A 12,725-nucleotide genomic window follows, 5' to 3' on the forward strand; every position below is an offset into this window, starting at 1 on the left:
TTAGGCGTCGAACGCCTGCGTTAGCTGCTCCAGCTGTTCCTGCGCATCCAGCCAGGTCATTTCCGTCTCTTCCAGCGCGGATTTGGCCTGGCTTTGCTTTTGCAGGCAGTCGGTCAGCTCGGCCTTGCGGCTGATGTCGTACAGCGCGGAGTCCGCCAACTGCTCTTCCACCGCCGCCAGTTCGGCGCCCAGTTTTTCCATCTGCTGTTCCAGCTTGGCGATCTGCTTGCGCAGCGGTTGGGTTTGCGTACGGAACTCCGCCTCGCGGCGTTTTTGATCCTTGCGCGCCTGCGCGCTGTTGCCGCCGCTCTCTTTTTCCGGTGCGTCCTGCTGGCTTTCCTGACGCTGCAGATCGATCAGCCACTGCTGGTAGTCGTCGAGGTCGCCCTCGAAAGGCTCGACCTGGCCGTCGTGCACCAGATACAGATCGTCGGTGGTGGAGCGCAGCAGATGACGGTCGTGCGATACCACCACCAACGCGCCTTCGAAATCGATCAGTGCCTCGGTCAGCGCCTGGCGCATGTCGAGATCCAGGTGGTTGGTTGGTTCATCGAGCAGCAGCAGGTTCGGGCGCTGCCAGACGATCAGCGCCAGCACCAGCCGCGCCTTCTCGCCGCCAGAGAACCGCTCGGTCATTTCGCTGACCTTGTCGCCCTGGAAGCCGAAACCGCCCAGATAGTCGCGCAGCTGCTGCTCCAGCACCCTTGGGGCGATGCGGCTCAGATGTTGCAGCGGCGATTCGTCGGCGCGCAGGAATTCCAGCTGGTGCTGGGCGAAGTAACCCAGCTTGATGCCTTTCGCCAGGCCGATCTCGCCGCTCAGCGGTTCCAGGGTGCCGGCCAGCAGTTTGATCAGCGTCGATTTACCGGCGCCGTTGCGGCCGAGCAGACCGATGCGCGATCCGGGCACCAGGTTCAGCTTGATTGACTTCAGGATCACTTTCTCGCCATAGCCGGCGCTGACCTTTTCCATGCGCAGCAGCGGGTTCGGCAGGCTTTCCGGCGGACGGAAGCTGAAGGTGAACGGATTGTCGACGTGCGCCGGGGCGATCAGCTCCATGCGCTCCAGCATCTTGATACGGCTCTGCGCCTGCTTGGCCTTGGTGGCCTGCGCGCGGAAACGGTCGATATAGCTTTGCAGGTGCGCCACTTTCTCTTGCTGGTGCTGATACAGCGACTGCTGCTGCGCCAGTTTGGTGGCGCGCTGGCGTTCGAACGAAGAATAGTTGCCGGTGTACTCGTTCATCGTCTGCTGTTCGATATGCAGGATCTTGTCGACGATCGGATCGAGGAAGTCGCGGTCGTGCGAGATCAGCACCAGCGTGCCGGGATAGCTTTTCAGCCAGCGCTCCAGCCAGATCACCGCGTCGAGATCCAGGTGGTTGGTCGGTTCGTCGAGCAGCAGCAGGTCCGAACGGCACACCAGCGCCTGTGCCAGGTTAAGGCGCATGCGCCAGCCGCCAGAGAAGTCGCGTACCGGGCTTTGCAGCTGTTCGTTGGAGAAGCCGAGGCCGTGCAGCAGACTGGCGGCGCGGGAACGGATGGTCCAGGCGTCGATGGCGTCCAGCTTGCCGTGCAGGGTGGCGATGGCGTGGCCGTCGTTGCGGTCGTTGGCCGCCTGCAGTTCGGCTTCAAGCTGGCGAAACTCGCGGTCGCCGTCGATAACATACTCGATCGCCGGCACGTCCAGCGCCGGCGTCTCCTGGTTAACCCAAGCCAGCGCCCAGTTGCCGGGGAAGGTGAAACTGCCTCCGTCCGCCGCGATCTCGCCCTTCAGCAGCGACAGCAGCGTGGATTTGCCGCAGCCGTTTTTGCCCACCAGGCCGACCTTCTGACCGGGATTAACCGTCGCCGTGGCGTTGTCCAGCAGGACGCGAATGCCGCGTCGGATTTGTAGCGAGGAGAATACAATCATAAAGCGCCGTATGTTCAGAGTATGTTAAATTATCATTAAGGTAACAGAACGCGCACCGCGCGCTGTTTTTGTCTTTGCGATGCATGGTAACGGAAAACCGCTACCCTGACGACGCTTTGGAGGGGAATGATGTCGCAGCCGCCCAAGGTCTTGCTGCTGTATGCCCATCCGGAATCCCATGACTCGGTGGCGAACCGGGTTTTGCTTCGACCGGCGCAGCAGTTGGAACATGTCACCGTGCACGATCTCTACGCGCACTATCCTGATTTTTTTATCGATATCCATCACGAACAACAGCTGCTGCGTGAGCATCAGGTCATCGTGTTTCAGCATCCTCTCTATACCTACAGCTGCCCGGCGCTGCTGAAGGAGTGGCTGGATCGAGTCTTGTCGCGCGGCTTCGCCAGCGGGGTGGGCGGCAATGCGCTGGCGGGCAAATACTGGCGCTCGGTGATCACCACCGGCGAGCCGGAAGGCGCCTATCGCACCGGCGGTTATAACCATTATCCGATGGAAGATATCCTGCGGCCGTTCGAGTTGACCGCCGGAATGTGCCATATGCACTGGTTGACGCCGTTCGTGGTGTATTGGGCGCGGCGGCAGAAGCCGGAGGTGCTGCGCAGCCATGCGGACGCCTACGGCGAGTGGCTGAGCCACCCGCTGCCGCACGGAGGGCGGTGAGCATGGAAGGATCAACCTTACTGACCGCTATTTTACTGTTCCTGTTCGCCGCGGTGGTGACGGTGCCCATCGCTCGTCGCCTGGGGATCGGCGCGGTGCTGGGCTATCTGATCGCCGGCATCGCCATCGGCCCCTGGGGATTGGGCTTCATTCGCGACGTTGACGAGATCCTGCACTTCTCCGAACTGGGGGTGGTGTTCCTGATGTTCATCATCGGCCTGGAGCTGAACCCAAGCAAGCTGTGGGAACTGCGGCGCTCGATCTTCGGCGCCGGCGCCGGCCAGGTGTTGATCACCGCGGCGGTGCTGGGCGCGTTGCTGTACCTGACGCACTTTGCCTGGCAGGCGGCGGTGATCGGCGGCGTCGGTCTGGCGATGTCTTCCACCGCGATGGCGCTGCAGCTGATGCGCGAGAAGGGCATGAACCGCAACGAAGGGGGGCAGCTCGGCTTCTCGGTGCTGCTGTTCCAGGATATGGCGGTGATCCCGGCGCTGGCGTTGATCCCGATTCTGGCCGGCGCGGGCGGCACCAGCGACGACTGGGCGAAAATCGCGCTCAAGGTGGCGGCGTTCGGCGGCATGCTGATCGGCGGCCGCTTCCTGCTGCGCCCGCTGTTCCGCTATATCGCCGCTTCCGGCGTGCGCGAAATCTTCACCGCCGCGGCGCTGTTGTTGGTGCTCGGCTCGGCGCTGTTTATGGAGACGCTCGGCCTGTCGATGGCGCTCGGCACCTTCATTGCCGGCGTGCTGCTGGCGGAGAGCGAATACCGCCACGAGTTGGAAATTTCCATCGAGCCGTTTAAAGGGCTGCTGCTGGGGTTATTCTTTATCTCGGTGGGTATGGTGTTGAATATCGGCGTGCTCTACACCCACCTGGCCGAAGTGTTGATCGGCGTGCTGGCGCTGGTGGCGGTCAAATCCGGCGTGCTCTACGGCGTGTCGCGCCTGTTCGGCCTGCGCAGCTCGGTGCGCCTGCAGTTCGCCGGCGTGCTCAGCCAGGGCGGTGAGTTTGCCTTCGTGTTGTTTTCTGCGGCGGGCGCCCAAAAGGTGCTGCAGCCGGATCAACTCTCTTTACTGCTGGTGGTGGTGACGCTGTCGATGATGACCACGCCGCTGCTGATGCAGGCCATCGACCGCATTTTGGCGCGCCGCTACAACGCCAAGGACGAGGATGAGGAAACGCCGTACGTGGAAGACGACGATCCGCAGGTGATCATCGTCGGCTTCGGGCGTTTCGGCCAGGTGATCGGCCGCCTGCTGATGGCCAACAAGATGCGCATTACCGTACTGGAGCGCGACGTCAGCGCCGTTGGCGTACTGCGGCGCTATGGCTACAAGGTTTATTACGGCGACGCCACCGAGCTGGAGCTGTTGCGCGCGGCGGGCGCCGAGAAGGCCAAGTCGATCGTGATCACCTGCAATGAGCCGGAAGACACCATGGAGATCGTGCGGCTGTGCCAGCAGCACTTCCCGAACCTGAGCATTCTGGCGCGCGCGCGCGGCCGCGTGGAGGCGCATGAGTTGCTGCAGGCGGGGGTGAAACAGTTCAGCCGCGAGACCTTCTCCAGCGCGCTGGAACTGGGGCGCAAGGCGCTGATGGAGTTGGGCATGCACCCGCATCAGGCCTTCCGCGCCCAGCAGCATTTCCGCCGCCTGGATATGCGCATGCTGCGTGAACTGATGCCGCCGCATCAGGGCGACGTGGCGCAAATTTCCCGCGTGAAAGAGGCGCGGCGCGAGTTGGAAGAGCTGTTCCATCGCGAAATGCAAAAAGAAAGTCGCCAGTTCGACGGCTGGGATGAATATGAATAAGCGGGAGCATAACGATGTCTGCAACACGTAAGAGATTTATCGCCGGGGCGGTGTGCCCGAGCTGTAGCGCCATGGATACGCTGGCGGTGTGGCGGGAGGATCAGGTGGAAGTGGTGGAGTGCGTCAAGTGCGGCCATCATCAGCGCCAGACCGAACAACAGGTGGAAAAACACGTTCGCCCGCAAGAGCAGGTGATCGGCATTTTCCAGCCGAAGTAGCGTTTTTTTATCCCGGAGGGTACAGCGCGACAGATTTCCGTTACAATCTGTCCGGAAAAGGCGCGCATCCCGATAACGGTGTGCGTCCTAGTAGCCAACGGTAGGAGATATCATGAAAGTAGCAAAAGACTTGGTGGTCAGCCTGGCTTACCAAGTACGTACAGAAGACGGTGTTTTGGTTGATGAGTCTCCGGTGAGCGCACCGCTGGACTATCTGCACGGGCATGGTTCTCTGATCGCAGGTCTGGAAAAAGCACTCGAAGGCCACGACGTTGGCGATCGTTTTGACGTTCACGTCGGCGCGAACGACGCGTACGGCAACTACGACGAAAACCTGGTGCAGCGCGTACCGAAAGACGTCTTCATGGGCGTTGACGAACTGCAGGTCGGCATGCGTTTCCTGGCTGACACCGATCAGGGTCCGGTACCGGTTGAAATCACCGAAGTTGACGGCGACCACGTTGTGGTTGACGGCAACCACATGCTGGCCGGCCAAAACCTGAACTTCAACGTGGAAGTTGTCGCGATCCGCGAAGCAACTGCAGAAGAACTGGCACACGGTCACGTACACGGCGAGCACGACCATCACCACGAACACGGTGAAGGCTGCTGCGGCGGTCACGGCCACAGCCACGATCACGACCATGGTCACGACCACGGTAAAGGCGGTTGCGGTAACGGCGGTTGCGGCTGCCACTAAGCAGAACGCGATCACGAGACAAGAGGGCGGCCATCGGCTGCCCTTTTTTATGCGCGGCGCACCGGGCGCCGAACAGCACGACAGGACATGTCATGGCCACCATGAAAGACGTTGCGCGCCGTGCCGGCGTTTCCACGGCCACCGTCAGCCGGGTGATCAATAATACCGCCTACGTTGAGCCGGTGACCCGTGAGCGTGTCGAGAAGGCGATGCGCGAGTTTAACTACCACCGTAACGCCGCCGCGCTGGCGTTGGCGAAAAGAAGCGGCAATATGCTGGGGCTGCTGACCGGCAACCTCGACGATCCGTTTTTCTCGCGCCTGGCGCGAGGCGTGGAAGACATCACGCGGCAGGCCGGTGTGCGTCTGATGCTGTGCAGCGGCGGACATCAGGCGGAGCTGGAAAAAAGCGGCCTCGACTTTCTCATCAACCAGGGATGTGAGGCCATCGTGGCACACGTCACGCGCATGAGGGAGGACGAACTGCTGCGTTACGCTGCTCACACGCCCGCGCTGGTGCTGATCAACCGCTACCTGCCCGCCATCGCCAACCGTTGCATCTGGCTCGACAACGCCAATGCGGCGCAGGCGGCGACCGAATTGCTTATTCGTCAGGGGCATCGAAGAATCGCCTGCGTGACGGCGGAGCTGCCGATCGACGATCGCGCACAGCGACTAACGGGTTACCGCCAGGCCATGGCGGCCGCCGGCATTGAGGTGCCGGGCGCCTGGATCATCAGCGTGCCCTTCAACGAAAGAGGGGGCGAACTGGCGGCCGAGCGCGTTTTGGCCAGCGATCAACGCTTTACCGCGGCGGTGACGTTCAACGACGTGATGGCCGCCGGCATGATGCGCACCTGCCACCAACGGCAAATTCAGCTGCCTGAGGCGCTGTCGATCGTCGGCTTTGACGACATTGCCCTGGCGAAATATCTCCACCCCTCGTTGACCACCGTGCATTACCCCATCGAAAAAATGGCCCGCCGCGCCGCGCGCCTGGCGCTACAGATCCACAGCGGCAGCGGCGTTGCGCCGCAGAACAACCGCTTTTCGGCCGAACTTATCCTGCGAGACTCCGTGGCCGTGGCCGTGGGCGAGCCGCATGAGCAAAGCAAGCGCGGTGAATGAGAGGCGGCTCACACAATTTTATTGCATGAAACCGATTACATGGGCAGTTGTCTGCGCTCACATCCTCCGGTTATCGAAGCCATTACGCTGTTGCAGTACCCCATCTTCAACAGGAGCCGTATATGGATAATAAGAAAACGCTCAACCTTGGGTTGGCGACGCTGCCGATTGTGGCCATGCTGTTGCTGCTCATCATCGGCTATGGCCAGTTTGGCCTGCGCATTGAACCGCTGCTGCTGGTGTCCGCCGCTATCGCCGCCGCGTTGGCCTGGTGGCAAGGCTATCGTTGGGACGACATCATCGAGGCCATCGTGGCCAAACTGGCGAAGGCCATGCCGGTGATCATGATCCTGATCTGCGTGGGCGGGCTGATCGGCACCTGGATGATCAGCGGCACTATCCCTTACATGGTGTATTGGGGGCTGAAGCTGATCAGCCCGCAATATATTCTGATCGCCGCGTTCTTCATCACCAGCGTGATCTCGGTATGCACCGGCACCTCCTGGGGAGCGGCCGGCACCGTGGGCGTGGCGCTGATGGGCGTGGCCGCAGGTCTGGACGTGCCGCTGGCCGCCGCGGCCGGGGCGGTGGTGTCCGGCGCTTACTTCGGCGACAAAATCTCGCCGCTGTCCGACTCGACGAACTTCGCGGCCATCGTCGCGGATACCGATCTCTACAGCCATATCCAGCATCTGATGTACACGACGTTGCCGAGCTTCATCCTGGCCGCCGTGGTGTACCTGATCGCCGGGCACACCGGCGCGGTGGCCAGCGTGGCTACGCCGGAAAAAGTGACCGAAATCGTCAGCGCGCTCGAGGGGCTGTACCATTTCAATCTGCTGCTGATCCTGCCGCCGGTGCTGGTGCTGTGGGGCGCGGTGACCAAACGGCCGGTGATCCCCGTCATGCTGGCCGCCTGCGCGCTGGCGATCGCCATCGGCGTCGCGCTGCAGGGCTTTAGCCTGCAGCAGGGGCTGAATGCGTTGATGGACGGTTTCAATCTGTCGATGTTCGCCGCCCAAGGCCACAACGTCGAGGGGATCGTCGCCGACGTGCCGCGCCTGCTTAACCGTGGCGGCATGTTCTCGATGATGAGCACGATCCTGCTGGTGTTCTGCGCCTTCTCCTTTGCCGGCGCGTTGACGCTGACCGGCGCGCTGACGGTGATCATCAGCCGACTGCTGAAAGTGGTGCACACCACCGGTCAACTGATCGCCGCTACCGTTGCCACCACCATCCTGGTGACCGGTGCGACCAGCGACGGCAAGCTGGCGCTGCTGATCCCGGCGGAGCTGTTCAAAGGGGCCTATCGTCGCATGGGGTTGGACAATAAAAACCTGTCGCGCACCGTCGAGGACGCGGGCACCGTCATTGAACCGCTGATCCCGTGGACGGCCGCCGGCATCTACATGGCGACCACGCTGGGAGTGAGCACGCTCGATCTGTTGCCGTGGGCGATTCAATGTTATGCCGCGGTGGTGTTCGCCCTGATTTATGGCTTCACCGGCTTCGGTATCGCCAAACTCCAGCCTCAGAACGATTTGCAGCGTAAGGAAGCCTGACATGACGACTAATTTCAGCGCCATTATCGACCGTCACAACACCGGCTCCGTGAAGTGGGACTTCATCGACCGCTATTTGCAACTGGACGGCAGCGAGCTGCTGCCGATGTGGGTGTCCGATTTCGACTTTCCGTGCCCGCCGGAGGTGCAGCAGGCGCTGCATCAGCGGGTGGAACACGGCGTCTTTGGCTACAGCGAGCGCGACGACGCCTACTATCAGGCGGCGATCGACTGGTTCGCCAGGCGGCACGATTTACCGCTGCGGCGCGAGTGGTTCACCTCGGTTGAAGGGGTGGTGCCCGGGTTGGCGATGCTGATCCAACTGCTCAGCCAGCCGGGGGACGGCGTGGTGGTGCAGGGGCCGTACTATGGCTCGTTCGCCAAGATAATCACCATGAACGGCCGAGAAGTGCTTGAAAATCCGCTGCAGGAAACCCCGCAGGGATACCGGATAGATTTTGACCGGCTGGCCGCCTGCCTGGCGCAGCGTAAGCCGCCGCTGCTGCTGTTGTGTAATCCGCACAATCCGACCGGCCGTTGCTGGACCCGCGATGAGCTGGAGCGGTTAATGGCGCTTTGTCACGCCCACGACGTCACGGTGATCTCCGATGAAATCTGGGCCGACCTGCTGCTGCCCGGCGAGACGTTTACCTCGGTATTGCATCTGAACGAGGACTATCGCGAAAGGGTGATTGTGGCGACGTCCGCCAGCAAAACCTTTGGCCTCTCCTCGCTGCGCATTTCGAATTTCCTGATCCCCAACGCCCGGCTGCGGCAGGCGTTTGTCGATCGACTGAACGCTCACGGCCTGGATGTGTTCAACGCGCTGTCGATGGTGGCGGCGACTGCGGCTTATCAACGTGGCGCGGTTTGGCTTGACGAGTTGCTCGGCTATCTGGCGGAAAATCGGCGCTGGTTTGCGCAGGCGCTCGCGGCCGCCGCCCCCTGGTGCACCTTGACCCGGGCCGAAGGAACCTATCTCGCCTGGCTGGATTGCCGCGCTCTGGGTTTGAGCGATGCGGAATTGCAGCGAGCGCTGGTGGAGGAGGCGAAGCTGGCGCCGTCGATGGGCTGCGGTTTCGGCCCGCAGGGGAGCGGCTTCATTCGCATCAATTTGGGATGCCCGCGCCAGTATCTCGAGCGCGCCGTCGCCGGGCTGGCGCGCCTGAAATGAGCGCATGGCGGGCTATCAATAGTGCGGCGGAGGTGTTTCTTCCGATTGCGAGGCGATCATCGAGGTTTGGGTCGAACGCAGCTTGTCGGTCAACATGCGCAGGTGTTCGCGCATCTTCAGCATTTCCATTTGATGCTGAATGACCGTTTGGTTGAGCTCTTCGATGGTGAGCTCTTGAAAGGCCTGACGGCTTTCCAGTTCTTCAAGCCGCTGTAACAGACCTTGAATGTCGTGATTGTGCATGAGGCTACCTCTGACGCGATAAAATCCTGATTCGGCGCTATGGTAACAGCTGGCGCCGGGTTTGCTCGCGCTATTTCTCTGGTCGGCGCGCAACGTTGCGGTCGGCAGTGTAAAGTGCTGAAAAGTTATGCGCTCGATATGCCGTTTTTTGCTAACCTCGCCGAATATTCTGCAAGAAAAATCTGATTTATCATGTGAGTAGCGCGGGATGGGAAACTTCTTGGCAAAGTGGGAGTCACACTTTGACTCGATTGGTTACCTGTGCGACTGTTTTGTTTTGTTTCAGGCAGCTATAGTAGCCCGGTTATCTTACCTAATGATTGTTTGGGGCATTGCTTCAGACACTGGAGAAATGGATGAAATCTTTGTTTAAAGTCACGCTTCTGGCAACCACCATGGCTTTTGCTCTGAATGCGACCCAGGTCATGGCAGCCGATGCCGCCAAACCGGCAGAAGCCGCTAAACCAGCGGACGCGGCAGCAGCGCCAAGCACCGGCAAGTTCAAAAACGACGACGAGCAAGCGGCTTACGCACTGGGCGCCTCTCTCGGCCGTTACATGGACAACTCTCTGAAAGAGCAAGAGAAGCTGGGCATCAAGCTGGACAAAGATCAGCTGATCGCCGGCGTCCAGGACGCGTTTGCCAACAAGAGCAAGCTGAACGACGCCGATATCGAGAAGACCCTGCAGGGCTTCGAAGCGCGCGTGAAGGCTTCCGCTCAGGCGAAGATGGAACAGGACGCCAAAGACAACGAAACCAAAGGCGCCAAGTACCGTGACAGCTTCGCCAAAGAAAAAGGCGTGAAGAAAACCGAATCCGGTCTGCTGTACCAGGTAGAGAAGCCGGGCGCAGGTGAAGCGCCGAAAGACAGCGACACCGTAGTGGTGAACTACAAAGGCACCCTGACCGACGGCACCGAGTTCGATAACTCCTACACCCGCGGCGAGCCGCTGTCGTTCCGTCTGGACGGCGTGATCCCAGGCTGGACCGAAGGTCTGAAGCACATCAAGAAAGGCGGCAAAATCAAGCTGGTGATCCCACCGGCGCTGGCCTACGGCAAAACCGGCGTTCCGGGCATCCCGGCTAACTCCACGCTGGTGTTCGACGTTGAGCTGCTGGACGTGAAAGCGGCGCCGAAAGCCGACGCTAAAGCCGAGAAACCGGCTGACGCGAAAGCAGGCGCCAAAGCGAAATAATCTCGTCGCTCTGTTTGCCACCGCCGCGGATGCCCTCCGCGGCGGTTTTCATTTCGGCCGCCGCCGCCTCTCTCTCCATTGAACGCTTGACGCCTGCCGGGCATCGGGCTTAACGTCAATACCACGCGCAAACGCAAGGACTTTGCTCCGGCCGCTTTGCTAGACTAATAATTCTGACTTATCAGTCATGCGTCTGCCCCTTAGGGCGTGTACCTAAAATTGTTCACGGCCGCTTCATGTCGATCTCAGCCAACTGCGCTGCGCATGTCTGACGACGGCCGCGAGCCGGTCCGAGCGATTTTAGCTGCGCCCCCTGGCACAGGCGATCTATGAGGGTGGTATCTTCGATGTCGAATTCGCTTTTATCCAGCGAAGCCAGCGAACTTGATTTGCTGAATGAACGTCCGTTTACTCAAACGGATCATGAAATCCTGAAATCCTATGAAGCGGTGGTCGACGGGCTGGCGATGCTGATCGGCGGCCACTGCGAGATCGTATTGCACGCGCTGGAAGACCTGAACAGTTCGGCGGTGCGCATCGCCAACGGGGAACACACCGGGCGCAAAATCGGCTCGCCGATCACCGACCTGGCGCTGCGCATGCTGCACGACATGGCCGGCGACGACAGCAGCGTGTCGAAAGCCTACTTCACCCGCGCCAAGAGCGGCGTGCTGATGAAGTCGGTGACCATCGCCATTCGCAATCGCGAACAGCGGGTGATTGGCCTGCTGTGCATCAACATGAACCTCGATGTGCCGTTCTCGCAGATCATGCAGACCTTTATGCCGCCGGCCACGCAAGACGTGCCGTCGTCGGTGAATTTCGCCTCTTCCGTCGACGATCTGGTGGCGCAGACGCTGGAGTTCACCATCGAAGAGGTGAACGCCGACCGCTCGGTGTCCAATAACGCCAAGAACCGTCAGGTGGTGCTAAACCTCTATGAGAAAGGCATCTTCGACATCAAGGATGCGATCAACCAGGTGGCGGATCGTCTGAATATCTCCAAACACACCGTCTATCTGTACATCCGCCAGTTCAAGAGCGGCGATCTGTCGGGAAGCGACCGTTGATGCTCGATTATTGTCTGTTGGTCACCGGCCCGGCTTACGGCACGCAGCAGGCCAGCAGCGCCTATCAGTTCGCTCAGGCTTTGCTGGCGAAAGGGCACCGTCTTTCCAGCGTCTTTTTCTACCGTGAAGGGGTGCTGAACGCCAACCAACTGACCGCGCCCGCCAGCGACGAGTTCGATCTGGTGCGCGCTTGGGCGCAGCTGGCGCAGCAACACGGCGTGGCGCTCAACGTCTGCGTGGCCGCCGCGTTGCGCCGCGGCGTCTCCGACGAGCAGGAGGCGGCGCAACAGGGGCTGGCAAACGCCAACCTGCAGCCCGGTTTTACCCTGAGCGGGCTGGGTTCCCTGGCCGAAGCGTCGCTGAGTTGCGACCGTCTGGTGCAGTTCTGAGGATATGATGAAACGAGTCGCTTTTGTTTTCACCCACGGGCCGCATGGCGGCGCCGGCGGCAGGGAAGGGCTGGACGCGCTGCTCGCCACGTCGGCGCTCAGTGAAGATCTAGGGGTGTTTTTTGTCGGTGACGGCGTGCTGCAGCTGTTGCCGGGCCAACAGCCGGAAAAAATTTTGGCGCGCAATTACATCGCCACCTTCGGCGTGCTGCCGCTGTATGACGTGGAACGGTGCTATCTGTGCCAGGCTTCGCTGCAGGAGCGCGGGCTGGGCCAGGTGACCGATTGGGTGCTGGACGCCGAGGTGCTGGCGCCGGACGAACTGCGCCGCGAACTGGCCGGCTATGATACCGTGATGACGTTTTAGGATCCTCTGATGCTGTATACCCTGAGCCATTCGCCAAACCAATGTGACCTGCCTGCGCTGCTGCGCCTGACGGCGGAGGGCGACGCGCTATTGCTGCTGCAGGATGGCGTGCTGGCAGGCCTTGCCGGCAGCGCTCATCTTGAATTGCTGCTCGCCGCCCCCATATCCCTTTATGCGCTGCAGGACGACCTGGAAGCCCGGGGATTGGTTGGTCATTTTTCGCACAAAATCACTGTCGTCGGCTATAATCACTTCGTTGAATTAACCGAACAA

At 60.9% G+C, this 12,725-nt stretch carries 14 protein-coding genes; 12 read left to right on the top strand and 2 right to left on the bottom strand.

Features of this window, described 5'->3' with window-relative positions; translation table 11 throughout:
* Entirely contained in the window at positions 1–1,914 is a 1,914-nt protein-coding gene (locus tag AC6BYQ_RS19075; protein ID WP_019456130.1) for an ABC transporter ATP-binding protein, read from the bottom strand.
* A 129-nt stretch (positions 1,915–2,043) separates the two neighbouring features.
* On the opposite strand from AC6BYQ_RS19075, the gene kefG reads away from it, so the two are divergent.
* From kefG to AC6BYQ_RS19110, 7 genes are all read left to right on the top strand, one after another.
* On the top strand, positions 2,044–2,595 hold the full coding sequence (kefG, locus tag AC6BYQ_RS19080; RefSeq protein WP_025159909.1) for a glutathione-regulated potassium-efflux system ancillary protein KefG: 552 nt from the start codon (positions 2,044–2,046) through the stop codon (positions 2,593–2,595).
* Between the two features lie 2 nt (positions 2,596–2,597).
* Positions 2,598–4,406 (top strand): glutathione-regulated potassium-efflux system protein KefB, encoded by a 1,809-nt coding sequence (kefB, locus tag AC6BYQ_RS19085; protein ID WP_019456128.1) that lies wholly within the window; start codon positions 2,598–2,600, stop codon positions 4,404–4,406.
* 14 nt (positions 4,407–4,420) lie between these two features.
* The gene (locus AC6BYQ_RS19090; RefSeq protein WP_015379274.1) at positions 4,421–4,624 is read left to right on the top strand and encodes a YheV family putative zinc ribbon protein; all 204 of its coding nucleotides are present in this window, start codon (positions 4,421–4,423) and stop codon (positions 4,622–4,624) included.
* A 112-nt stretch (positions 4,625–4,736) separates the two neighbouring features.
* Positions 4,737–5,324: a peptidylprolyl isomerase gene (gene slyD / locus AC6BYQ_RS19095; RefSeq protein ID WP_004930407.1), complete on the top strand. Its 588-nt coding sequence runs from the start codon at positions 4,737–4,739 to the stop codon at positions 5,322–5,324.
* Between the two features lie 92 nt (positions 5,325–5,416).
* Entirely contained in the window at positions 5,417–6,451 is a 1,035-nt protein-coding gene (locus AC6BYQ_RS19100) for a LacI family DNA-binding transcriptional regulator (RefSeq protein ID WP_498057359.1), read from the top strand.
* A 122-nt stretch (positions 6,452–6,573) separates the two neighbouring features.
* Complete coding sequence (nhaC, locus tag AC6BYQ_RS19105; RefSeq protein ID WP_063918411.1) at positions 6,574–8,013, top strand: Na+/H+ antiporter NhaC; 1,440 nt, start codon at positions 6,574–6,576, stop codon at positions 8,011–8,013.
* 1 nt (position 8,014) lies between these two features.
* A complete protein-coding gene (locus AC6BYQ_RS19110) occupies positions 8,015–9,187 on the top strand; it encodes a MalY/PatB family protein (protein WP_498057360.1) in 1,173 nt (390 codons plus the stop codon).
* A 15-nt stretch (positions 9,188–9,202) separates the two neighbouring features.
* Here AC6BYQ_RS19110 and AC6BYQ_RS19115 read toward each other — a convergent pair whose 3' ends face one another.
* A complete protein-coding gene (locus AC6BYQ_RS19115) occupies positions 9,203–9,430 on the bottom strand; it encodes a protein SlyX (RefSeq protein ID WP_019456124.1) in 228 nt (75 codons plus the stop codon).
* Between the two features lie 356 nt (positions 9,431–9,786).
* Here AC6BYQ_RS19115 and fkpA point away from each other — a divergent pair, with 356 nt between their 5' ends.
* The 5 genes from fkpA to tusB all read left to right on the top strand — a co-directional run.
* Positions 9,787–10,626 (top strand): FKBP-type peptidyl-prolyl cis-trans isomerase, encoded by an 840-nt coding sequence (gene fkpA / locus AC6BYQ_RS19120; protein WP_019456123.1) that lies wholly within the window; start codon positions 9,787–9,789, stop codon positions 10,624–10,626.
* A 347-nt stretch (positions 10,627–10,973) separates the two neighbouring features.
* The gene (locus tag AC6BYQ_RS19125) at positions 10,974–11,696 is read left to right on the top strand and encodes a helix-turn-helix transcriptional regulator (RefSeq protein ID WP_019456122.1); all 723 of its coding nucleotides are present in this window, start codon (positions 10,974–10,976) and stop codon (positions 11,694–11,696) included.
* Entirely contained in the window at positions 11,696–12,085 is a 390-nt protein-coding gene (gene tusD, locus AC6BYQ_RS19130; RefSeq protein WP_074056080.1) for a sulfurtransferase complex subunit TusD, read from the top strand. Before AC6BYQ_RS19125 ends, tusD begins: the two co-directional genes overlap by 1 nt.
* Before the next feature lie 7 nt (positions 12,086–12,092).
* A complete protein-coding gene (gene tusC / locus AC6BYQ_RS19135) occupies positions 12,093–12,452 on the top strand; it encodes a sulfurtransferase complex subunit TusC (RefSeq protein WP_063918427.1) in 360 nt (119 codons plus the stop codon).
* Positions 12,453–12,461: 9 nt separating this feature from the next.
* Positions 12,462–12,725: sulfurtransferase complex subunit TusB (gene tusB, locus AC6BYQ_RS19140; protein WP_498057361.1), on the top strand; the 264-nt coding region annotated here is incomplete at its 3' end.

The sequence above is a fragment of the Serratia sp. LTN-2 genome (assembly GCF_059740205.1).

Coding starts and splice junctions, on each gene's coding strand:
- fkpA (WP_019456123.1), top strand. CDS start 9,787: ATGAAATCTTTGTTTAAAGTCACGCTTCTGGCAACCACCATGGCTTTT.
- tusD (WP_074056080.1), top strand. CDS start 11,696: ATGCTCGATTATTGTCTGTTGGTCACCGGCCCGGCTTACGGCACGCAG.
- nhaC (WP_063918411.1), top strand. CDS start 6,574: ATGGATAATAAGAAAACGCTCAACCTTGGGTTGGCGACGCTGCCGATT.
- AC6BYQ_RS19090 (WP_015379274.1), top strand. CDS start 4,421: ATGTCTGCAACACGTAAGAGATTTATCGCCGGGGCGGTGTGCCCGAGC.
- tusC (WP_063918427.1), top strand. CDS start 12,093: ATGAAACGAGTCGCTTTTGTTTTCACCCACGGGCCGCATGGCGGCGCC.
- kefG (WP_025159909.1), top strand. CDS start 2,044: ATGTCGCAGCCGCCCAAGGTCTTGCTGCTGTATGCCCATCCGGAATCC.
- AC6BYQ_RS19110 (WP_498057360.1), top strand. CDS start 8,015: ATGACGACTAATTTCAGCGCCATTATCGACCGTCACAACACCGGCTCC.
- slyD (WP_004930407.1), top strand. CDS start 4,737: ATGAAAGTAGCAAAAGACTTGGTGGTCAGCCTGGCTTACCAAGTACGT.
- kefB (WP_019456128.1), top strand. CDS start 2,598: ATGGAAGGATCAACCTTACTGACCGCTATTTTACTGTTCCTGTTCGCC.
- AC6BYQ_RS19100 (WP_498057359.1), top strand. CDS start 5,417: ATGGCCACCATGAAAGACGTTGCGCGCCGTGCCGGCGTTTCCACGGCC.
- AC6BYQ_RS19115 (WP_019456124.1), bottom strand. CDS start 9,430: ATGCACAATCACGACATTCAAGGTCTGTTACAGCGGCTTGAAGAACTG.
- AC6BYQ_RS19075 (WP_019456130.1), bottom strand. CDS start 1,914: ATGATTGTATTCTCCTCGCTACAAATCCGACGCGGCATTCGCGTCCTG.
- AC6BYQ_RS19125 (WP_019456122.1), top strand. CDS start 10,974: ATGTCGAATTCGCTTTTATCCAGCGAAGCCAGCGAACTTGATTTGCTG.